Source organism: Caulobacter sp. GW822-FHT01G02 (genome assembly GCF_058802865.1).
Genome location: NZ_JBXAON010000002.1, coordinates 382776 through 404281 on the forward strand (window position 1 = coordinate 382776; position 21506 = coordinate 404281).

The window sequence follows — 21506 nt, forward strand, 5'->3', positions numbered from 1 at the left end:
GACCCTCAGCGCTTCTCCAGCAGCCGGACCCCGCGCCCGCCCCCCTGGCTGGGGGCGTCCTCGACGATCAACTCGATCCCGGCCGAGGCCAGGGCCTTCATGACCTTCTCCAGGCTGTCGACGACCGCGCGGACCGAGCCTTCGCAAGCCTCCATCCGCTGGATGGTCGGAACCGACAGCCCGGACAGCCGCGCCAGCTGCTTCTGGTCTATGCCGAGTAAGGCGCGGGCGGCGCGGATCTGAGGCCCAGTGATCATCTGGATGTCCCGTGTGATGTATGAAGCATCAAGATCGGGAGATTAGCAATCAGCTCGCGGCGCCTGGCCCGAGGGTTCGCACGAACTCGGCCAGGGTCTGGGCATAGAGCCTGTGCTCCTGCTCCAGCACGCGGGCCGCCAGGCTGTGGTCGTCGTCGTCGGGCAGGATCGGCACGCGGGCCTGGCCCAGGATCGGGCCCTCGTCGACGCCGGCCGTGACCAGGTGGACGGTGCAGCCCGCCTCGACCTCGCCGGCCGCGATGGCGCGGGCGTGGGTGTCCAGGCCCGGATAGGCCGGCAGCAGGGAGGGGTGGATGTTCAGCATCCGGCCTTCCCAGGCGTCGACCAGGAACGGCGTCAGGATCCGCATGTAGCCGGCCAGGGCGATCACCTCGATCCCGCGCTCGCGCAGGGCCGCGTCGATGGCGCGTTCGTGGGCCTCGCGGTCCCTGCCGAACGGCTTCTGGTCGACGCAGAGGGCCTCGACGCCTTCGGCCGCCGCCGTGGCCAGACCGCCGGCGTCCGGCTTGTTGGCCAAGACGAGGGCGATCTCGAACGGGCAGGCCGGCGATTTCGCCGCGCGGACCAGGGCCTCCATGTTGGAGCCCCGGCCCGAGATCAGGACGGCGACCTTGGTCTTCTTCAGCATCAAGCCTTGACCAGCTGGCCGCAGATGAAGGCGTCCTCGCCGGCGTTCAGCAGCGCGGCCAGGACGGGTTCAGCGTCGGCTTGCGCCACGATGATGATGAAGCCCACCCCGCAGTTGAAGGTGCGGCGCATCTCGTGCTCGGAGACGCCGCCAACCTTGGCCATCCACTCGAACACCGGAGGCAGGGCCCAGGCGTTCCAGTCGAACTCGGCCGCCAGGCCTTCGGCGATGGCGCGCGGCGGGTTCTCGATCAGGCCGCCGCCGGTGATGTGGGCGCCGCCCTTGACGCGCCCCGACTGCAGCAGGGGCAGCAGCGACTTCACATAGATGCGGGTCGGGGCCATCAGGGCCTCGGCCAGCGTCTTGCCGTCCTCGAAGGGGCAGGGGGCGTCCCAGGCCAGGCCCGAGCGCTCGACCACGCGGCGCACCAGCGAATAGCCGTTCGAGTGCGGACCCGAGGAGCCCAGGCCGATGATGATGTCGCCGGCGCGCTGCTTGTCCAGCTTGGGCAGGACGCCGTCGCGTTCGACGGCTCCAACGGAGAAGCCCGCGAGATCATACTCTCCGTCGCCGTACATGCCCGGCATCTCGGCGGTCTCGCCGCCGACCAGGGCCGCGCCGGCCAGCTTGCAGCCCTCGGCGATGCCGGCGACGACGCTCTTGGCGACCTCGATGTCCAGCTTGCCGGTGGCGAAATAGTCCAGGAACATCAGCGGCTCGGCGCCTTGCGCCAGCAGGTCGTTGACGCACATGGCCACGAGATCGATGCCGACCGTGGCGTGCATGCCCGCGTCGATGGCGATGCGCAGCTTGGTGCCGACGCCGTCGGTGGTGGTGACCAGCAGGGCGTCCTCGTAGCCGGCCGCCTTGAGGTCGAACAGGGCCCCGAAGCCGCCCAGGCTGGCTTCCGCGCCGGGGCGGCGGGTGGCCTTGGCCAGGGGTTTGATGGCGTCCACCAGGGCGTTGCCCGCGTCGATATCGACACCCGCCTGGGCGTAGGTAAGGCCGTTCGGCTGATCGCTCATGGTCGCTCTGGCGCTCGCTCTGGTCTATCGGAGGGCGGTGAACCCGTCCGAACTCGCGGAAAATTCGCTCCCCGGCGCCGCTAAGCGCGTCTTGACGCTTGCAGACTCGGGGGGGCGCGAGGCTATTAGCAGCCGATGAAGCCGATCACCACCACCGCCGAGCTGGCGGCGTTCTGTAATGCGCTCGCGGGCGAGCCTTTCGTCGCCGTCGACACCGAGTTCATGCGCGAGACGACCTACTGGCCCAAATTGTGCCTGATCCAGGTCGCCTCGCCCACGCACGAAGCCGTCATTGATCCACTGGCCGAGGGCATCGACCTCGAGCCGCTGCTGGCCGTCATGCGCGACGAGAGCATCCTCAAGGTGTTCCACGCCGCCCGTCAGGACGTTGAGATCTTCAACAACCTGAAGGCCATGCCGAGGCCGTTGTTCGACACTCAGGTGGCGGGCATGGCGGCGGGCTTCGGCGAGCAGATCGCCTATGACGCCCTGGTCCGACAGATGCTGCGCATCGAGCTCGACAAGTCCAGCCGGTTCACCGACTGGGCCCGCCGGCCGCTGACCGAAGCCCAGCTGACCTACGCCCTGGCCGACGTCACCCACCTGGCGGCCCTGTTCCCGACCCTGCGTGAGCGCCTCGAGACCTCGGGTCGCCTGGCCTGGGTCGAGGAGGAGATGTCCGCCATCTCGGATCCCGCCGCCTACGACGTCGATCCGGAAAAGGCCTGGCGTCGCCTGCGTCCGCGCAAGACGGCTTCCAAGTATCTGGCCGTGTTCAAGGCCGTCGCCGCCTGGCGCGAGCGCACCGCCCAAAGCCGCGACCAGCCGCGCGGCCGCATCCTCAAGGACGAGGCCATCGACGAACTGGCCACCCAGGCGCCGACCAGCCTGGAAGCCCTGAACAACCTGCGCGGCGTGCCCAAAGGCTTTGGCGGCAGCAAGTTCGGGCCGGACCTGCTGGCCGCGATCAAGGCGGCGCTGGCCGATCCGGAGGGCTACGCCCCGACCGTCGACAAGCCCGGTCCGCCGCCGCCCCAGAACGCCGGCGCCGTGGTCGAGCTGCTCAAGGTGCTGCTGAAGGCGCGGGCGGAAGAGGCGGGCGTCGCCTCCAAGCTGATCGCCACGGTCTCGGACCTGGAGAAGATCGCCGCCGACGACAACGCCATGACGCCGGCCCTGACCGGCTGGCGCCGCGACGCCTTCGGGGCCGACGCCCTGAAGATCAAGCGCGGCGAGCTGGCCCTGGTGCTGGACGGCGCCAAGGTCCGCGTCGTCGAGGTCCGACGGGCTCCGAAGGCCGAGTAGGCCTTACGACCGAAGTGATCAAAGGGCGCGGCGACCGCTAAGGTTGTCGCGCCCCTTTGCTACTCGGATCGAGCCATTTTCCCGTGCGCGCAAGGGGTTGCTGGCGTACAAGGCCCCGCCGCGCCGCTCCCCCGGGAGTAGAACGCGCCGTGTACGGGGGTTGCGTTGAGTGCATTCTGGGACAACCTGGCGGACGCCTACCGCCCCGCCGCGGTGTCGCGGCGACGCCTGATCCCCCTTCGCCTCTTCGTCGTGCTGGTCCTCTGTGCGATGGCGCTGGTGTGGCCTAGCCTGCACTTCCTGTTCGCATGGTCGGGCGTTTTCGTCGTCGTCCAGGCGGCCAAGTTCCTGGCCTTGCGCCATTTCCTGAACGCGCCGGCCCCTGGACGCGCCGTGGCGCTGAACCTCGTCGGCGATTTCCTGATGGCGGCGATCTTCGGCTGGCTGGCCATCCCGCTGTGGGCGATGGATACGCAGATGGGCTCGGCCGGCGCCGTGCTGCTGCTGTCCGGCTCGATCTTCACCGCCCTGATGGGCGCGGAGGGCTGCCTGGTCGCCTTCATCGCGGCGGCGGCCCCGCACATCATCTACCTGTTCGTCACGCCGCTGGTCGCCGGCGACGCGCGCGATCCGATCACGGTGTTCTTCCTGATCGGCTGCGGGCTCTTCTGCCTGACGCTGTCGATAGTCTTCCTGTGGTCGGAGCGGACCATGGTCGCCGAGCGGGCCGCGAGGCGAGCGGCCGAGCGCCAGACGGCCGCCAAGTCGGCCTTCATCGCCATGGTCAGCCACGAGCTGCGCACCCCGATCAACGCCATACTGAACGGCGCGGCGGCCCTGGACCGCGAAGGCTCGGCCGCCCTGGTCACCGACGCCGGGGTGATGATGCGCGCCATGCTCAACGACCTGCTGGACCTCTCCAAGATCGAGGCCGGGCGCATGGGTGTCGAGATGGTCGACTACGACCTGCCGGCCGTGGTCGGCGACGCCGTCGAGTTCTGGCGCTGCGCCGCCTCGGCCAAGGGCGTCGCTCTGACCCTGACCGGCGTCGAGACCCTGCCGCAATGGGTGAGAGGCGACCCGATGCGCACCCGCCAGATCCTCAACAACCTGCTCAGCAACGCCATCAAGTTCACTCCTGAAAGCAAGGGGGATGGTCAGGGCCAGGTCAGCGTCGACGTCGGCGTCGAGCGCGAGCGGCCGCGCCAGGTGGCCATCGTCGTGCGCGACACCGGCCCCGGCTTGAAGGACGACCAGATCGAGCGCCTGTTCAGCCCCTACGAGCAGCTGGGCGCGGGGACCGCCCGCGCCTTCGGCGGCACGGGTCTTGGCCTGTCGATCAGCCGCGATCTGGCCCGGCTGATGGGCGGCGAGCTGACGGCGGCTAACGCTCCGGAAGGCGGCGCGCGCTTCACCCTGCGCCTGCCCGCGCCCGACGGCGCCGCGCCGGTCGAACCGGCGGAGGACGAGGTCCAGGCCCTGGCCGTGCGCGATGAGGCGCCGGTGGTTCTGGTCGTCGACGACCACGACATCAACCGCCGGGCCCTGCGCCAGATGCTGGAGGCGTTCGGCGCCCGGGTGGAGACCGCCGAGGACGCCCAGGCGGCCCTGCTGGCGGCCGAGCGGCAGATCTTCGACGCCATTCTGATGGACGTGCGCATGCCCGGCATGGACGGGCTGGAAGCCGCTCGCCGGCTGCGCGAGGACGGCGCCAATAGCCAGACGCCGATCATCGCCGTCACCGGCGCCGCCTCGCCCGACGAAGTCGCCGCTTGCCGCGAGGCGGGCATGACGGGCTGGGTGGAAAAGCCGGTCAACCCGCGTGATCTCTACACGGCGCTGTTCGGCTAGAACCTGCCGCCTCGCCCCTTTTTCGGCGCATATCGCGGGCGTTCTCGCTAGAAGGAAGCGCAACGAACGAGTCGCCGCGCGCGTCTCGCCGCGATCGGTTTCCAATCCAGTTTCAAGAGTTTACGCGCCGTGTCGAGGATCTGGCTAAGCGACTGGGAAAAGCGTCGGCGCCTGAAATGGATCGCCGCCGGCGCGGCGGGCCTCGTCCTTGTCGGCGGCCTGGCGACCCTGCCGTTCCTGAAGAAAGCGCCCAAGGCGGTGTCCGAGGCGATCGAGCAGGCGGCGCTGAACACGCCCGAAAAGCCGTCCGCCTGGCATGGCGACATCGACTATGACGCCCTGAACGCCCGCATCGCCGCGATGGCCGCCGACAAGACCATGGAGGGCCTGGCCGTCGCCGTCGTCGAGAAGGGGCGGTTGTCCTTCGTCCACGGCTATGGCCGCACGACCGAAGGCGGCGCGAAGGTCGACGCCCGCACCGTGTTCCGCTGGGCGTCGCTGTCCAAGACCGTTTCGTCGACCCTCAGCGCGAGGATGGCGGCGGACGGGAGCCTGTCGCTGACCGAGCCGCTGGTGGCCTTCAACACCAGCCTGCGCCTGCCGGGCGACGCGCAGAACACTCTGACGGTCGAGGACCTGCTGGCGCAGCGCACCGGCCTTGGCAAGAACGCCTATGACGGCCAGCTGGAGGACGGCGTCGATCCGGCCAAGATCCGGGCCTCCTATGGCGCGCTGAAGCCGGTCTGCCCGCCGGGCACCTGCCACAGCTACCAGAACGTCGCCTACGACACGATCACCGAGGTCATCCAGGGCAAGACCGGAGAGCCCTATGCCGCCACCGTGCAGCGCAAGCTGTTCGGCCCCCTGGGCATGACCGGGGCCTCGATCGGCATGGCCGGCCTGACCTCGGCCGCGCATTGGGCCCGGCCCCACGACCGCGCTCGCCGGGAGCTGAAGCTGTCGGACGCCTACTATCACGTGCCCGCCGCGGCCGGCGTCAACTCGACCATCGTGGATCTCGCCACCTGGATGCAGGCCCAGATGGGGCTGAAGCCCAACGTCCTGTCGTCGACCGTCCTGGACGAGGTGCAGCGTCCCCGCGTCGCCACCGGCCGGCCCTACGGCCGCCTGAACATCGCTCGCGAGCTGAAGAACCCTGCCTATGGTCTGGGGATGCGCAGCTTCACCTACAAGGGCCATCGCCTGGTCGGCCACAGCGGCGGCGTCTCGGGCTACCGCTCGACCATGATGTTCGACCCGGCGACCAAGACCGGCATCGTCATGCTGTGGAATAGCGACGCCAACCTGCCTTTCCGCTTCCAGGGCGAGTTCTTCGACCGCGTCTACAGGCTCCCGTTCACGGACTATCTGGACCTGGACTCCGGCCAGCCGGGCGCGGAGGCGTCGCTGTCGGATTGAGAGTATGCGCTTACCGAAACCTCTCTCAAAGAGAGAGGGAAACGGTATGCGCCCCAGAAACCCCTAGTGCTGCGCGAACTGGCTCAACGCGCCGCCGGCGGCCAGGCCCAGGGCGCAGAAGACGCCGAGGTGGAAGACGACGCCGATGGCGACGGTGCGGCGGACCGACCAGGTGTTTTCCTGGGCGAAGACGCGGCCGATTTCCGATTGCAGGGTGCGGGCGGCGCTGGCCACGGGCGCGTCGTGATCGTTGGCGACATGCAGCTCGGGACGCTTGCGGGCCTCGGGAGCCGGAGCGATAGCATCCAGGTAGTCGACCTTACGCTTCAACATCACTGACCTCCGTTTATTTCGTTGAGGTCAAGCTACGGAAGCATTGCTAACAAAATGTGCAGTGTCGATGCCGCTAGTCTGTGACAGCTTGTCTATTTCCCCGTATCGGGGAGGTTCATGGCCGGTTAAGTATGTTGAGAGGTTCGTCTATACCTGAATTTACGCCGTGATAATCTTTGGCTTCAGGTTCAGATGTTGCGCGGCGGTATTGGCGCGCTTGCTGGTCTGTTCGCCGAGCAGCAGATTGGCGTAGCCGGGCTCCGCCGCCAGGATCAGATGCGTCTTGTCCAGGGTCAGGCGCGAGCGGGCCAGCAGGCTGGGGCTGCGGCCCGAGAGGTCGCAGGCCAGGCGGATCGTGGCCCCCAGGGCGCGGGCCCGCTTCAACTGGGCGGGGCTCAGCAGGCGCTCCAGGGTCGGCAGTTCGGGCGGGTGAAAGTTGGTGGCGTGACGGGCGTGCGAGGCGACCGCCACGAAGCAGCGCTCGGCGTGGTTCTGGCCGGCGATCGGGGCGCGCAGCACCTGCTCGAACACCAGGTCGGCGCGATGATCGGGATGCAGGCGCGCGCCGACGTCCGACAGGCGGCAGGCGGCCGAGACCAGGATGCCATCGCGTTCGCCGAACAGCGCGGGCAGGATGCGGAAGGCGGGCGCGATCCAGGCGTCGAGGGCCGGGCCCAGGTCGTCGGCGACGCCCTGGCGGTGGCCCAGGGCGTAGCAGCCCTCGATCAGCGGGTCCAAACCCCGCACGCGTGGCGGCATGGCCTCGAACAGCAGGCCCTCGCGCACGCCATAGGCCGAGATCTCGATGCGCTTGAGATGCAACTGCTCGATCAGGGCCTCCAGCACCACGGCGGCGTAGGGCAGGGTCTCCGAGCGCTTCTTGCTCATGCCCTCGATGCGCTCCAGCGAGCTTTTCGACTGGTGGGCGACCAGGCGGGCGGCGTCCAGGGCCTCGCCGGCGCTGATCTCGTACTGGTGCACGACGTGCAGCGGGTAGCCCGACAGCCGCATGTGCAGCAGGGCGAGATTGCGCCAGGCGCCGCCCACGGCGTGGAAGGTGTCGCTGCGGAAGTCGGCGGCCACCGGGGACAGACGCTCGCGGGCCAGGCGGCGGACGCGCTCGCCGTCGAAGACGCCATGCGCGGCGCCGTTGGGGCCGGCCAGGCTGAACGGGCCTAGCGGCAGGGTCACGCCCCGGCCCGCGCCGGTGGACGACAGCCGGACCAGCTCCAGGCTGGCGCCGCCCAGGTCGCCGACCACGCCCTCGGCGTCTGGGGCGCCGGCCAACACGCCGACGGCGGCGTAGTGGGCCTCTTCCTCACCGGACAGCACCCGGACGATGAAGCCGGTCTCGTCGCGCACGCGGTCGATGAAGTCCTGGCCGTCCTTGGCGTCGCGGGCGGCGGCGGTGGCGACGACGAAGGTCTCGGCGGGATTGACCGCCTCCAGCACGGCGCGGAATCGCTTCAGCGCCTGCAGGGTCTGGATGACGCCCTCGGGCGACAGGCGGCCGGTCTTGGCCAGGTCGCGGCCCAGGCCCGCCAGGACCTTCTCGTTGAAGACGGTCCAGATGGCGCGGCCTTCCAGCCGGTACACCACCAGGCGGACCGAGTTTGAACCGATATCGATCACGGCCGCGTCGCGCGGCGCCTGGAAGGGCATGGGGACGGTTTAGCGTATTCGCGGGTTGGGGGAAGCGGTCACGATCGTTTTCGATGAGGAAGAACGCGCGGAAAGGCTTGTCGGAAAACGCCTTGATCATTTTCGCTATTATAACCCGGGTGATATTGACTCATATTCTACCCGGGTAAATAAAGCGGCGATCTTCGAGAGGTTCCGCCGATGTCCGTTTCCCCCGACCAGCTCCCCGCCGTCCGCAAGGCTCTGCGCGCCACGTTCGGGACCGAGACCCTGGACGGCTGGACGCCGGTGTCCGGCGGGCTGTCGGGGGCGGGGGTCTACAAGATCCGGGTCGGCGGCATCGCCTATCTGCTGCGGATCGAGGCCGGGCGTGACGGTCTGCGCGACCCGCATCGCGGCTATGCCTGCCTGAAGCTGGCGGCGCGGGCCTGCCTGGCGCCGCGCGTGCGCTACGCCGATCCGGACGACGGGGTGGTGATCAGCGACTTCATCGAGGCCCGCTCGCTGGCCCTGGACTATGCCGGGACCCGCGCCGACCTTGTGATTGAACTGGCCCAGGCCGTGCGGGCGCTGCACGCCATCGAGGGCTTTCCCGCTCTGGTCGACTATCTGGACGGTCTCGACGCCCTGGTCGACCAGGCGGCGCGCGCGGGCGTGGTCCCGATCGGGGCGTTCGACGACTGGGCGCGGCTGCGCGAGGTCAGCAAGCGCCTGACGCCGCAGCCGGTGTCCAGCCACAACGACCTCAATCCCGGCAACCTCGTCTATGACGGCCGGCGCATCTGGCTGGTCGACTGGGAGGCGGCGTTCCGGGCCGACCGCTATGTCGATCTGGCCGCGATCGCCAACACCTATGCCGCCGCCCCGGAGAGCGAGGCCCTGCTGCTGCGGACCTATTTCGGGCGCGCGGCGACGGACGGCGAGCGGGCGCGGCTGTGGCTGTTCCGCCAGGTCAGCCACGTCTTCCACGCCGCGGTGTTCGTCGCCGGCGTGGCGGGGCGGGCGAGGGCGGAGCGGCTGGACGGTCCGGACCTCGACGCCCTCCACCAGCGCCTGGCGCTGGGCGAGCCGCTGCTGGCGACGGAGGAAGGCCGGCTGGCCTACGGGCTGGCGAGGCTGCGAGTGGTGAGGGCGAACCTGGCTTCGGGCGCCTTCGTGGAAGCCGCGTCGATCGCGAGCTAGGGATTGATCCGGCAGGCCACCGTGCGCCAGCCGTCGCCCTGGCGCCGGTGATAGCAGGTGCCGTAGCTGACCTGGCGGCCGTGGGCGCGCTGACCGCCCTTGGTCAGAGCCCAGGGCGCGGGGCCGAGCAGCAGCATGTCGGTGGTCTCGGCCTTACGCCCGCACAGGCCCCACCAGCGGATGTGGTAGCCGCCGAGCACGCCGGGGCCGTAGACCTCGGCCACCGCCTGGGCCCTGCGCTCGACGCCCGGCGGGACGCCGAAGCGGTCGACGCCGGGGCGGGCGGGCAGGGCCTGGATCGCGCAGATGTCGGCCTGCCTGGCGGGCGCGCAGGCCGACAGCATCAGCAGCGGGACAAGGGCCCAGCCCCTCAACGCTTGCGCTTGGTGCCGACGTGGTCGAAGGCCCGGGGCATGTCGTTGGTCTTGTGTCCGCGGCCCGACAGGCTGGGGTTGGTCATGAAGTAGTCGTGGGCCGAGAACGCGCCCTTGGTCTTCCAGGCCGGGTCGCGCGTATAGTCGCCCTCGCTGTCGAGACGCCAGCTCTGGGCCTCGTCATTGAGGTTGGCGACCATGATCTGGTCCAGCACCTGCTGGTGCACGGTCGGGTTCTCGACCGGGACCAGGGTCTCGACGCGGCGGTCCAGGTTGCGCGGCATCCAGTCGGCCGAGCTGATGAACACCCGCGTCTGTGCGCCGGGCATGGCCGCGCCGTTGGCGAAGGCCACCACGCGCGAGTGTTCCAGGAAGCGGCCGACGATCGACTTGACCCGGATGTTCTCCGACAGCCCCTTGATCCCCGGACGCAGGCAGCAGATGCCGCGCACGACCAGCTCGATCTGCACGCCGGCCTGGCTGGCGGCGTAGAGGGCGTCGATGATCTGCGGATCGACCACGGCGTTCATCTTGGCCCAGACGCCCGCCGGCTTGCCGGCCCGGGCGTTGTCGGCCTCGGCCGCGATCATCTTCAGCAGGTCCGGCTTCAGCGTCATCGGCGAGAAGGACAGCTTCTCCAGCCTTCCAGGCTGGGCGTAGCCGGTGATGAAGTTGAACAGCTTGCCCCCGTCGCGGCCCAGGGCCGGGTCGCAGGTGAACAGCGACAGGTCCGTATAGATCCGCGCCGTCTGCGGGTGATAGTTGCCGGTGCCGAAGTGGCAGTAGGTGCGCAGGCCCTCGCCCTCGCGGCGCACCACCACCGACAGCTTGGCGTGGGTCTTCCAGTCGACGAAGCCGAACACCACGTGCACGCCCGCCCGCTCCAGGTCGCGCGCCCACTTCAGGTTATTCTCCTCGTCGAAGCGCGCCTTGATCTCGACCAGGGCCGTGACGTTCTTGCCGTTGTCGGCCGCCTCGATCAGGGCCGCCACGATCGGGCTGTCCTTGGAGGTGCGATACAGCGTCTGCTTGATCGCCAGCACGTTCGGGTCGCGCGCGGCCTGGCGGATGAACTGCACCACCACGTCGAAGCTCTCGAACGGGTGGTGGACCAGGATGTCCTTCTCGCGGATCGCCGCGAAGCAGTCGCCGCCGTGGTCGCGCACGCGCTCGGGGAAGCGGGCGTTGTAGGGCGGGAACTTCAGGTCCGGACGGTCCGGCGGGATCAGCTCCGACATCTGGGCCAGGCCCAGCTTGCCGTCGACCAGGATCACGTCCTCGGGCTCGGCGCGCAGGCCCTCGATGATGAAGTCGCGCAGGTCCGGCGGCATGGTGGTCTGGATCTTGACCCGCACCACCCGGCCCAGGCGACGCTTCTTCAGCCGCGCCTCGAACTCGCGCACCAGGTCCTCGGCCTCTTCCTCGATCTCCAGATCGCTGTCGCGGATCAGGCGGAACAGGCCCCGGCCCTCGACCTCGTAGCCGGGGAACAGGTGGTCCAGGAACAGGATGATGAAGCTTTCCAGCGCCATGATCTTGCGCTGGCGCTTCTTGCCGCGCGTCACCACCGACGACAGCTCCCAGAACCGCCGCACCTGCGAGGGGATCGGCGCCAGGGCGTAGAGGTGCTTGTCGTCGGCGATCCGCCGCAGCTTCAAGGCCAGGCAGAAGCCGAGATTCGGAATGAACGGGAACGGGTGGGCCGGGTCGATGGCCAGCGGCGTCATCACCGGGAAGATCTGGCTGAGGAAGATGTCCTCGGCTTTGGCCCGGTCGGCGCTTTCGATGTCCTTGGCGTCGAGCAGCTTCAGCCCCTCGTCCCGCAGCTCGGTGCGGACCTGACGCCAGATCTTCTGCTGCTCGCCCATCAGTTCGGCGGCCGAGGCGTTGATGCGCGCCAGCTGCTCGCCGGGGGTCAGGCCGTCCTGGCTGATCACCCGCACGCCCTCGCGCACCTGGCCCTTCAGGCCGGCCACGCGGACCATGTAGAATTCGTCGAGGTTGTTGGCGCTGATCGACAGGAACCGCAGGCGCTCCAGCAGCGGGTGGCGCGGATTGCCGCTCTCTTCCAGCACCCGCTGGTTGAAGGCCAGCCACGAGATCTCGCGGTTGAAGAACCGCTCCGGCGAGGCCATCAGCTCGGCGTCGAGCACGAGGCCGGTCTGCGGAACAGGGATCTCGGGCGCGGCGGGCGCCAGCGGCGCGAGTTGCGGAGTCGGGTTCGGAAGGGCGGCAGCGTCGGTCATGGGCCTCAGTCTAACGCAGAATTTTTCCGGAGGGTGAAGGCCCAATGGTGGCGGAGGGCCGTGACGGGGTGACGACAGTGTGTGTGCTGAGCAATCAATCCGCCGTCATCCCGGCCGCAGCGCAGCGGAGAGCCGGGACCCAGGGGCCGCCGCGGTCGTCCGCCCCTGGGTCCCGGACAAGCCCCGCGGGCTTTCCGGGATGACAAGAAGGAAATGCGGGGAGGCGGCGTAAAACCCGCTAGTCCTCGTCCGTTTCCAGATCCCCCAGCACCTCGCGCGCCAGGGCCTTGTTGACCGCGCGGTGCTGCTGCGAGGCGGCCTCGTCCAGCAGTTTGGCGGCGGCCAGGCCCTCGGCGGCCGAGCGGGGCAGGCGGGCGATCAGATAGGGATAGAGGTCCGGATCGGGCTTCAGGTGCTCGGCCCGGAAGGCGCGCTCCAGCACCGCCCGCAGCACCACGTCGTCGGGCTCGGCGATCTCCGCCACGGTCAGGGCGTTGAGCCGCGAGCGCAGGTCGGGCACCGCGCAGCTCCAGGCGATCGGCGGGACGCGGGCGGTCAGCAGCACGCCGCCGCCGTCGACCCCGGCCATGTTGAGGATGTGGAACAGGTCTTCGTCGCTCAAGGCGGCGCTGTCCGACCTCCGGTCGGCGTCCTCGACCAGCACGGCCCGGCCGCGCAGGGCCGGCAGGTCCGGGGGCTGCGTCGCCTCGGCGTTGATCACCACCGCGCCCGTCCGCGCCGCCCAGGTCCGCGCCAGGTGGGTCTTGCCGCTGCCGACCGGCCCGACCAGGGCCAGCCGCCCCTCGGGCCAGTTCGACCAGGCGTCCAGCCGCGCCACGGCGTCGGCGTTACAGCCCGAGACGGCGAAGTCCTCCCGGCCGTAGCTCGGCGCGGCGGTCAGCGGCAGTCTGAACTGGGTCGACAATCCCTGGAGCCCGGCGTGGTGAATGGTTGGGTAGGGATATAGGGCGCGTCGGCGGTTAGGGCGAGGCGGGACGGTTGGGGATAGTGGGGATAGGGCGGATGGGGGTGTGGATGGGGAGGCGAGGCGTTTGTTCTAGAGCGGCGGCAGAGCGCCAGGAGCCCGCCATGGCCGCGTGACTCGAACCAAATGGCCTACGGCAAACTCGGGGCGGTTCAAACTCCACTCTTAACTAGTCAAAGCCTTTGGCCTTCGGCTTCACGGGTTGAAGCGTCGCTTTCGGCGTCGCGAAGAAGCACGGACCCAGACTGACGCCCCGGGTTGGCTTGTAGGTCACAACCTTGCCTTGCCCAAATCGGACAAGACAGCCCAACTGCGCCCATTTGGCTGGAGCGTGATCTTCTTTCCATGCGAGATCGAACCCGGCGCGCGCTTCGGGCGACATGGTCCCACCTTCAAGCGCAGTCGATTCTTTTGCCATCGCGCCGAGCCGTTCATCGCACTGCTGACGCTCTTCGGCGCCTATTTGAGAACCGTTTAGTCGACATCTTTGCCACCCCTTCAAGGCGCCAGAGAGACGGCCACGGTCGATCGCTTGACCATCTCCGCCGCTGCTCGGGCTTTGTAAGGGAGGCGTGCCTGAGGGACGGACGCTCAATTGATCCGTGAGCCGACCGGGCGCGGCCGTCGCTGCCCGGACCCGAGCCTCAAAGCGCGTCGCATCCAAAGCCGCTGCGGCTTGCGGCGTAAATTGCGCGCGCCCGGCCTTAACACTGACTTCTGCCGCTTTCTGCTCAGGCGGCTTCGGACGGGGTAGAATCAATAGTTCCAACGTTGAAGGCGTTTCGTGGTCGTCCCCGGCCGGCTTCGTCTGCCGCCACTGGTCTAGACCGAGGAACAGCACCAAGTGAGCCGCTAAGACAGACAGAAGACTAAGAAAAAAGGCCCGTGTTGGACCCTTGCGCCTTCTTCGTCTGGCCTCCGTCATCCGACTGATTTCCGTCTACAACTACGTAGATAGCCCCAGGCCAAAGTGGCAACTATGGGGCGAAACTGAATGCCCGCCCCACTGCTGATCCTCCCAAGTTTGAGTGGACACCTAGGCTAGCTTTTCGGAGCTGGAGAGGAGTGTCTGATGAGCGTTAAACGTCCCTAGCCCCTGAACACCCACCGCCACATCAACAACACCACCCCCACCAAGATCACCGGCCCGAACACCCGGAACGTGTGGCGCGTGCAGGGCTCCGGGAAGAAGGTGTCGTAGGGGCCATCCTTGGTGGCGCCGTACTTCACGGCGACGGCGGTCAGGGGGCATTTGAAGCCGCAGGCGGCGAAGACGGCGCTCTCGATCGCCGTCAGGCCCAGCGCGACCCACAGCCAGGGACCGCGCGCCCCGGTGATCCCGGCGGCCAGCACGACCAGGGCGGCGCTGGCCATCACCACATAGATCACCGTGTGGACGGCGCGGACGAGGGTCAGGCGCTGGGCGTCGGTCATGGCGGGAGGGTAGCGGATGGCGCTGGCGGGGCCACGGTATTCGCGTCGTTGAGGCGGTGCGGCGAAACCTCGTCCTTCGACAGGCTCAGGATGAGGTTTCGAATGAACCGCGGCGAACAGTAGACCTCATCCTGAGCTTGTCGAAGGACGAGGGCGGACCCGCCGGGGTTTGCTAAGGTGCTGTCATGGATCTCTCCCCCGACCTCCTCGCCTGGCGCGCCGAGTTGACCCGGCCCGCCGGCCCGCTGAACGGCATCGCCCGCGCGACCCAGCAGCGGATCAACAGGCTGATCCCCGAGAAGGTCCACGCCGCCATCACCGCCGCCATCGCGGGGATGACGCGGGCGCTGCTGGTCGGGTCGGACTACGCGACGGGTTCGCCCTTGATCGGCCTGACCCTGGACGAGCGCCGGGCCCGGGCGGCCAAGGCGATCGACGGCTGGAAGAAGGCGGCGGCGGCCGAGGGCGGGGTCACCGGGTTCGGCGGCTTCCTGGCGGCGGCGGCCGACTTCCCGCTGCTGATGAGCTTCAAGATCAAGCTGCTGTTCGAGATCGCCGCCGTGTTCGGCCACGACGGGACGCAGCTGCCCGAGCGTCTGTATATCCTTCACATCTTCGAGTTGGCGTTTTCGGATGCTCCGCACCGAGCCCGAGTGCTGGCGGCGATGGACGACTGGGACGCGCGGCCGCATCCGGCCCACCTGGACGACTTCGACTGGCGGGCCTTCCAGCAGCAGTACCGCGACCACATCGATCTCGCGAAACTGGCCCAGTTCATCCCCGTGGTCGGCGCGCCGCTGGGGGCGATCGTCAACTGGCGGCTGGTCGAGCGGCTGGGGCACACGGCGGTGATGGCGTATCGGATGCGGGCCGAGCAGGGGGCTGTCAGGACTGAGCTAACCCCGATGACACCCTAACGTTCGTCATTCCCGCCACAAGGGCGGGAATGACGGTTGTTTGTGGGGATTGGCGGCGCTGTATCCCCGGCGTTGGCGACATCGAACCCCACGAAATCAACGACTTGTCGATTTTACGCGCCGCTGAATGATCCGCGTTGAATCCGCCGCGATACTCAGAGCTGTCCCCGTCGCGGGGGAGGGCGTTTGGATCCGGCCCAAAACGGCGGCGGGGGTAGGTTGAGCGGGGCCGCTGGCGGTTCCCGGCGGTGTCGTCAGGTCGTGCGGCTTACTCTTTAGGAGCGCGTACGGGTGACGGGATCGTTGGGATCAAAGCCGACAGCGGAGCGACAGGGCGGTGATCGTATAAGCCGCCTATCGTGGATCGTCGGGGTCGAGACGGATGTAGCCGATCGACTTGGTCCGCGCCCGTCCGGGGGCTAGTGGGGTCCCGAGCTGAAAGACGCTCACGCCCCCCATCCTCACGGGCAAGAACAGCCTGGCGGAGCGGACTCGCGAGCCGAAACACACACAAACCTCACGGTCTCCGGGTTCGCCCGGCCGCTCCGTCGCCTCCCCAACCCCTTCAGCGGCCGCGCCGCGTGAAGCGGCGGACGTGCGTCTGACTCAGCACTGGCCCCCACCTGACCTGCTCACGCAGGTCTGTCCGCCCCCAAACGGGGCGGAGAAGAGAGCCGTCACGCGGCGGGGGACAGGGGAGCCTCTCCTCCCCCTGTTGGGGGAGGGGGACCGCCGAACGGCGGTGGAGGGGGACAGCTCCGCGCCTACAGATCCAGATCCGCCGACGCGAACTCCGCATTCTCCTGGATGAACCGGAACCGCAGCTCCGGTTTCCGCCCCATGAGCGTCTCGACCAGGCTTTCCACCGCCTCTTCGGCGCGCGGCAGGGTCACGCGGGCCAGGGTGCGCTTCTTTGGGTCCATGGTGGTCTCCTTCAGCTGGGAGGCCATCATCTCGCCCAGGCCCTTGAAGCGGCCGATCTCGGGCTTCTTGCCCTTGAACACCGTGGCCAGCAACTCGTCCTTGTGGGCGTCGTCGCGGGCGTATTCGCTCTTGCCGCCGTGGGAAATGCGGTAGAGCGGCGGCAGGGCGAGATACAGGTGACCCTGGCGGATCACGTCCGGCATGGTCCGGTAGAAGAAGGTGATCAAGAGGCTGGCGATGTGGGCGCCGTCGACGTCGGCGTCGGTCATGATGATGATGCGGTCGTATCGCAGGTCTTCCTCGCGATACTTGGCGCCACCCTGGGCGCCGAGCGCGAGCATCAGGTCCGACAGCTCCTTGTTGGCGGTGAACTTCTCGCCGGAGGCCGAGGCGACGTTCAGGATCTTGCCGCGCAGCGGCAGGATGGCCTGGTACTTGCGGTCGCGGGCCTGCTTGGCCGAGCCGCCGGCCGAGTCGCCTTCGACGATGAACAGCTCGGCCCCGTCGACCGCCCCGCCGGCGCAGTCGGCCAGCTTGCCGGGCAGGCGCAGCTTGCGGGTGGCGCTGGCGCGGGTGACTTCCTTGTCCTTGCGGCGCTTGAGGCGCTCCTCGGCCCGCTCGATGACGAACTCCAGCAGGGCCTGGGCGTTCTTCGGGCTGGACGAGAGCCACAGGTCGAACGGGTCGCGCAGCGCCGCCTCGACGAAGCGCTGGGCCTCGGAGGTCGAGAGCTTTTCCTTGGTCTGGCCCTGGAACTCGGGGTTCTTGATGAACACCGAGATCAGGGCGCCGGCCTGGGCGACGACGTCGTCGGCGGTGATGATCGTGCCGCGCTTCTCGCCCTTCAGGTCGGCATAGGCCTTGAGGCCGCGGGTCAGGGCGGCGCGGAAGCCGCTCTCGTGGGTGCCGCCCTCGGGGGTCGGGACCGTGTTGCAGTAAGACTGCATGAAGCCGTCGTGCTCGCCGAAGCCCTGGGGAGTCCAGCTGACGGCCCACTCGACCGCGCCGGCCTCGCCCTGGCGCTCGATGCGGCCCGAGAAGCTCTCGGGGGTGACGGTGTTCAGGCCCTTGGTCCGCTCGGCCAGGAAGTCGGCCAGGCCGTTGGGGAAGTGGAACGTGGCCTCGGGCGGGGTCTGATCGTGGATCCGCGAGGGATCGCAGGACCATTTGATCTGCACGCCGCGGAACAGATAGGCCTTGGAGCGGGCCATGCGGTACAGGCGCGCCGGCTTGAAGCCGACGCCCTCGCCGAAGATCTCGTCGTCGGGCTTGAAGCGCACCATGGTGCCCTTCTTGCGCGACGGGCCGACCTGCTGGATCGGGCCCAGCGGCTTGCCGCGCGAGAACACCTGCAGGTGCTCGAAGCCGTCGCGCCAGACGGTGACCTCGACGCGCTCGGACAGGGCGTTGACCACGGATGCGCCGACGCCGTGCAGGCCGCCGGAGGTCTCGTAGGCCTTGCCGGTGAACTTACCGCCGGCGTGCAGGACGGTCATGATGACCTCCAGCGCCGACTTGCCGGGGTACTTGGGGTGTGGGTCCACGGGCATCCCCCGCCCGTCGTCCTTGACCGACAGGTAACCGTCGGCGTCGAGCTTGACCTCGATGGTCTTGGCGAAGCCGGCCACGGCCTCGTCCATCGAGTTGTCGAGCACTTCGGCGAACAGGTGGTGCAGCGCCCGCTCGTCGGTGCCGCCGATGTACATGCCGGGACGCTTGCGGACCGGCTCCAACCCTTCCAGCACCTCGATGTCGGCGGCCGAATATTCGCCCGGCGCGCTGACCTTGGCCGGCGCGGACGGCGGGGCCGGCTTGCTCGACGGAGGCGGCGGCGGGATCGGACGCGGCGTCGGTTCGACGTGCGGCTCCACGCTGGTCTGGAACGGCGCGGCGGGGACGGGCGCCAGGGCGTCGTCGTCGAACAGCGAGGGGGTCTTATCGGAAGATGACATTGGGGCAAGTCTAGGCGATTCGAACGCGGGGGCCTCGTATGGCCTCGCGGCCTTCCCCTGAAAAGCAAAATCCGCCCCCAGCTAAGCCGGGGGCGGATCGCTAGAGCCAGGCGGAAAGCCTAGCGATAGGCGGGCGGATAGCCGCTCTGGTCGGTGGCCGCGTAGCGGTCGCGCAGCTGGGTCTGGCGGCTGTCCCGCGGCTGCTCGACGCCGCCCACGAAGACGTTCAGCGGCCAGCTGGTGGTCTCCAGCGGGTCGCCGTTCCAGACCACGACGTCGGCCAGCTTGCCGACTTCGAGCGAGCCGATCTTGCCGTCCTGGCCCCAGATCTTGGCGGGGACCAGGGTCACGGAGGCCAGGCCGGCCGCGTAGGGCAGGCCGTTGGCCACCGCGAGGCCGGCGTTCAGCCGTTCCTGGCGCAGGTTGTTGAAGTCCCGCGAGCCGTTGATCGCCACCTTCACGCCGGCGGCGTTCAGGCGGGCGGCGTTGTCCAGGCGCGAGGCCAGGGTCTCGAAGCTGTCGGGCAGGTCGGCCTGCGGATCGACGATGACGGGTACGCCGGCCTTGGCGATCTCGGGGGCGACCAGCCAGCCTTCCTCGACGCCTTCGAGGATGATCTTGATCTTCTCCTCGGCCGCCAGCTTCAGGGCCTGGCGGATGTCGGCGGCGCGGGAGACGCGGATCAGCAGCGGAGTCTTGCCCTGCACCACCGGGATCAGGGCCGCCAGGTCGAGGCGCGAGAGACCGAAGTCCCGAGTCGCGCCCTGCTCGAAGGCCGCGCGGCGGCTGGCGAAGGCGCGAGCGTCCTCCAGGGCCGAGCGGATCAGGATCAGGTCGGCGCCGCGCGAACCGCCGGCCGCCCGCGCGCCGCTCTCGCCCAGCGAGACGGTGACGGCCAGCTTGGAGGCCTCGACGATGTCGCTCGCCCCGGCCTTCAGGCGGATGAACGCCGCCTGGCCGCCGAACAGCGAGGGATCGCCGTCGCCGGTCTTGCCGGCGGTCATCTCCTCGACCACGCCGTCGTCGGCATGCTCGTGCGCGCCGCCGCCGGTTCCTGACAGCACCGGCACGACGGCCGAGCTGGTGATGCCCCCGTCCCGGGCGAACGGGATGAAGGTCGAGGCCGGGTTGATCCCGTAGCTGATGTCGAAGGCGGCGCTGAGCGCGTTGCCGGTGCCGTCGTCGCGGGTTTCCCGCACGCCGCTGACCTCGGACGCGCCGAGGTTCGAGGACGAGGCGACCAGGCCCGGGGTGACGACCCCGCCCTTGGCGTCGATCACCTTGGCGCCGGCCGGAACGGCGACGCTGGCGCCTAGGGCGGCGATCTTGCCATCCTTGATCACCAGCGTGCCGGCCGGGATCGCCGGGCCGGAGACGGGCTCGATACGGGCGTTGACGATGGCGACGGTCTCGGCCGCCGCGGGAAGGGCCAGCGCGCAGGCGGCGCTGGCGAGAAGCAGTGACCGGATCATCAGTTGAACGCTCCCTGGCCGGGTTGGCCGAGCTCGAAATCGGACTTGGGCTGGAAGCGCGCGTCCTTGCGATCATAGATCAGCGCGCCGTCGATGAAGACCTTTTCGGCCTGGGCGTAGACGCTGAACGGGTCGCGGCTCCAGATCACCAGGTCGGCGGCCTTGCCGGGTTCGATCGAGCCGGTCTTGTCGCCGATGCCCATGGCCTTCGCCGGATTGGCGGTGATCCACTTGATCGCCTCGGCCCGGCTGATGCCGTAGCCCAGCTTGTTGCCGGCGGTCATGGCGATGGCGGCTTCCTGGTTCAGCCGCTGGGTCATGATCGGATCGTCCGAGTGGATGACCACGCAGGCGCCGTTCTTCCAGAGGATGGCGGCGTTGGCGTCGATGCCGTCCAGGCTTTCCATCTTGAAGCCGGTCCACGACGCCCAGGTCGCCGAGCAGATGCCTTCCTTGGCCAGCAGGGGCGCGATCTTGTAGCTCTCGATCGCGTGGTGGAACATCGTGATCTTGTAGCCAAACTCCTTGGCGATATCGATCATCGTGGCTTCTTCGTCGGCGCGGTAGCAGTGGTTCTGCACCAGGATGTCGCCCTTCAGCACGCCGGCCAGGGTCTCCAGTTGCAGGTCGCGCTTGGGCGGATCGGCCTTTTCGCCCTTCTGCTGCTTGGCGCGGAAATCGTCCCACTTGCGGGCGTAGTCGGCCGCGTCAATCCAGGCCTTGCGATAGCCGAAGACGTTGCCCATCGCCGTGGAGGGCGAACGGCCCTTGCCGCCATAGACCCGCTTGGGGTTCTCGCCGCAGGCCATCTTCAGGCCGTAGGGGGCGTCGGGGAACTTCATGCCCTGCATGGTCAGGGCGGGGACGTTCTTCAGCGTCACCGAGCGGCCGCCGAACAGGTTGGCCGAGCCGGGGAGGATCTGCAGCGTGGTCACGCCGCCGGCGCGGGCCCGGTTGAAGCCGGGATCCTGCGGCCAGACCGAGTGCTCGGCCCAGACCTGGGCGGTGTTCGGGTCGGTGGCCTCGTTGCCGTCCGAGCGCGCCTGGACGCCTGGCGAGGGATAGACGCCCAAGTGACTGTGGGCGTCGATGATGCCCGGGGTCAGCCACTTGCCGGTCGCATCGATCTTGACGGCGTCGGCCGGGATCGCGGTCTCGGGACCGCCCACGGCGACGACCTTGCCGCCCGAGGTGACGACGACGCCATTGTCGATCTGCTGGCCGGTGGCGGTCAGAACCGTGGCGCCGACAAAGGCCGTGGCCTGCGAGGGGAACGGCTTGTAGGTCGACGGGAAGCCCGTCGAGGCCTGGCCGTCCAGGCCCTTGGGCAGCGGCTTGATCTCGGCCTTCTCGGCTGGCTTGCCATCCTTTTGCGCCGTGCTGGACGGTTTGGCGGGACCGCCGGTCCCGGTCGTCGCGCAGGCTGAAAGTCCCAGCGCGAGCAGGCTCACGGCAGCCGCCGCGTTACGCCATCTGATCATGAAAAACCCCGACTCTCGAAGAGGCGGGAAGGACAGACGAAATGAACCCCGTTATCAAG

General features: G+C 68.8%; 18 protein-coding genes and 2 pseudogenes. 7 read left to right on the top strand and 13 right to left on the bottom strand.

The window, feature by feature from the left end; all coding sequences use genetic code 11:
- Positions 1-5 precede the first annotated feature (5 nt).
- The 3 genes from AC1RNC_RS07265 to purM are packed head-to-tail and all read right to left on the bottom strand — an operon-like array spanning position 6 to position 1931.
- Entirely contained in the window at positions 6-257 is a 252-nt protein-coding gene (locus tag AC1RNC_RS07265; protein WP_492884961.1) for a helix-turn-helix domain-containing protein, read from the bottom strand.
- Positions 258-306: 49 nt separating this feature from the next.
- Positions 307-906, bottom strand: coding sequence for a phosphoribosylglycinamide formyltransferase (gene purN / locus AC1RNC_RS07270; protein ID WP_492884963.1), 600 nt, complete (start codon positions 904-906; stop codon positions 307-309).
- Positions 906-1931, bottom strand: a complete 1026-nt coding sequence (gene purM, locus AC1RNC_RS07275; protein WP_492884965.1) for a phosphoribosylformylglycinamidine cyclo-ligase — start codon at positions 1929-1931, stop codon at positions 906-908. The genes purN and purM overlap by 1 nt, the downstream gene beginning before the upstream one ends.
- 135 nt (positions 1932-2066) lie before the next feature.
- Here purM and rnd point away from each other — a divergent pair, with 135 nt between their 5' ends.
- From rnd to AC1RNC_RS07290, 3 genes are all read left to right on the top strand, one after another.
- Positions 2067-3236, top strand: coding sequence for a ribonuclease D (gene rnd / locus AC1RNC_RS07280; protein WP_492838669.1), 1170 nt, complete (start codon positions 2067-2069; stop codon positions 3234-3236).
- Between the two features lie 165 nt (positions 3237-3401).
- Positions 3402-5087 (top strand): response regulator, encoded by a 1686-nt coding sequence (locus AC1RNC_RS07285; protein ID WP_492884967.1) that lies wholly within the window; start codon positions 3402-3404, stop codon positions 5085-5087.
- A 129-nt stretch (positions 5088-5216) separates the two neighbouring features.
- On the top strand, positions 5217-6506 hold the full coding sequence (locus tag AC1RNC_RS07290) for a serine hydrolase domain-containing protein (protein ID WP_492884969.1): 1290 nt from the start codon (positions 5217-5219) through the stop codon (positions 6504-6506).
- A 63-nt stretch (positions 6507-6569) separates the two neighbouring features.
- On the opposite strand, the gene AC1RNC_RS07295 is transcribed toward AC1RNC_RS07290, so the two are convergent.
- On the bottom strand, positions 6570-6842 hold the full coding sequence (locus tag AC1RNC_RS07295) for a hypothetical protein (protein WP_492884970.1): 273 nt from the start codon (positions 6840-6842) through the stop codon (positions 6570-6572).
- A gap of 156 nt (positions 6843-6998) precedes the next feature.
- The gene (locus AC1RNC_RS07300; RefSeq protein WP_492884971.1) at positions 6999-8501 is read right to left on the bottom strand and encodes a Ppx/GppA phosphatase family protein; all 1503 of its coding nucleotides are present in this window, start codon (positions 8499-8501) and stop codon (positions 6999-7001) included.
- A 180-nt stretch (positions 8502-8681) separates the two neighbouring features.
- On the opposite strand from AC1RNC_RS07300, the gene AC1RNC_RS07305 reads away from it, so the two are divergent.
- The gene (locus AC1RNC_RS07305; protein ID WP_492884973.1) at positions 8682-9662 is read left to right on the top strand and encodes a phosphotransferase; all 981 of its coding nucleotides are present in this window, start codon (positions 8682-8684) and stop codon (positions 9660-9662) included.
- Here the strand turns inward: AC1RNC_RS07305 and AC1RNC_RS07310 are convergent.
- Together AC1RNC_RS07310 and AC1RNC_RS07315 are read right to left on the bottom strand one after the other, a co-directional pair.
- Positions 9659-10036, bottom strand: coding sequence for a hypothetical protein (locus AC1RNC_RS07310; protein WP_492884975.1), 378 nt, complete (start codon positions 10034-10036; stop codon positions 9659-9661). The two genes, AC1RNC_RS07305 and AC1RNC_RS07310, sit on opposite strands and share 4 nt — an antisense overlap.
- Entirely contained in the window at positions 10033-12171 is a 2139-nt protein-coding gene (locus tag AC1RNC_RS07315; RefSeq protein ID WP_492885502.1) for an RNA degradosome polyphosphate kinase, read from the bottom strand. Before AC1RNC_RS07315 ends, AC1RNC_RS07310 begins: the two co-directional genes overlap by 4 nt.
- Before the next feature lie 217 nt (positions 12172-12388).
- Here AC1RNC_RS07315 and AC1RNC_RS07320 point away from each other — a divergent pair.
- Positions 12389-12486, top strand: a pseudogene (locus AC1RNC_RS07320) (hypothetical protein); the annotation flags it as partial.
- Between the two features lie 34 nt (positions 12487-12520).
- Here the strand turns inward: AC1RNC_RS07320 and hdaA are convergent.
- From hdaA to AC1RNC_RS07335, 3 genes are all read right to left on the bottom strand, one after another.
- Positions 12521-13207: a DnaA regulatory inactivator HdaA gene (hdaA, locus tag AC1RNC_RS07325; protein WP_492884977.1), complete on the bottom strand. Its 687-nt coding sequence runs from the start codon at positions 13205-13207 to the stop codon at positions 12521-12523.
- Between the two features lie 229 nt (positions 13208-13436).
- Positions 13437-14111 carry a hypothetical protein gene (locus tag AC1RNC_RS07330; protein WP_492884978.1) on the bottom strand — a complete coding sequence of 225 codons (675 nt, stop codon included), beginning with the start codon at positions 14109-14111 and terminating at the stop codon, positions 13437-13439.
- A gap of 245 nt (positions 14112-14356) precedes the next feature.
- Positions 14357-14701 carry a hypothetical protein gene (locus AC1RNC_RS07335; protein ID WP_492884980.1) on the bottom strand — a complete coding sequence of 115 codons (345 nt, stop codon included), beginning with the start codon at positions 14699-14701 and terminating at the stop codon, positions 14357-14359.
- A gap of 56 nt (positions 14702-14757) precedes the next feature.
- On the opposite strand from AC1RNC_RS07335, the pseudogene AC1RNC_RS07340 reads away from it, so the two are divergent.
- Together AC1RNC_RS07340 and AC1RNC_RS07345 are read left to right on the top strand one after the other, a co-directional pair.
- Positions 14758-14870: pseudogene (locus AC1RNC_RS07340) on the top strand (hypothetical protein); the annotation flags it as partial.
- A gap of 16 nt (positions 14871-14886) precedes the next feature.
- On the top strand, positions 14887-15618 hold the full coding sequence (locus AC1RNC_RS07345; protein WP_492884982.1) for an EcsC family protein: 732 nt from the start codon (positions 14887-14889) through the stop codon (positions 15616-15618).
- A 764-nt stretch (positions 15619-16382) separates the two neighbouring features.
- On the opposite strand, the gene parE is transcribed toward AC1RNC_RS07345, so the two are convergent.
- The 3 genes from parE to AC1RNC_RS07360 form a co-directional block, all read right to left on the bottom strand.
- Positions 16383-18494: a DNA topoisomerase IV subunit B gene (parE, locus tag AC1RNC_RS07350; protein ID WP_492884984.1), complete on the bottom strand. Its 2112-nt coding sequence runs from the start codon at positions 18492-18494 to the stop codon at positions 16383-16385.
- Positions 18495-18613: 119 nt separating this feature from the next.
- Positions 18614-19966: an amidohydrolase family protein gene (locus AC1RNC_RS07355; protein WP_492884986.1), complete on the bottom strand. Its 1353-nt coding sequence runs from the start codon at positions 19964-19966 to the stop codon at positions 18614-18616.
- Positions 19966-21447 (bottom strand): amidohydrolase, encoded by a 1482-nt coding sequence (locus AC1RNC_RS07360; protein ID WP_492884988.1) that lies wholly within the window; start codon positions 21445-21447, stop codon positions 19966-19968. The genes AC1RNC_RS07355 and AC1RNC_RS07360 overlap by 1 nt, the downstream gene beginning before the upstream one ends.
- Positions 21448-21506 lie beyond the last annotated feature (59 nt).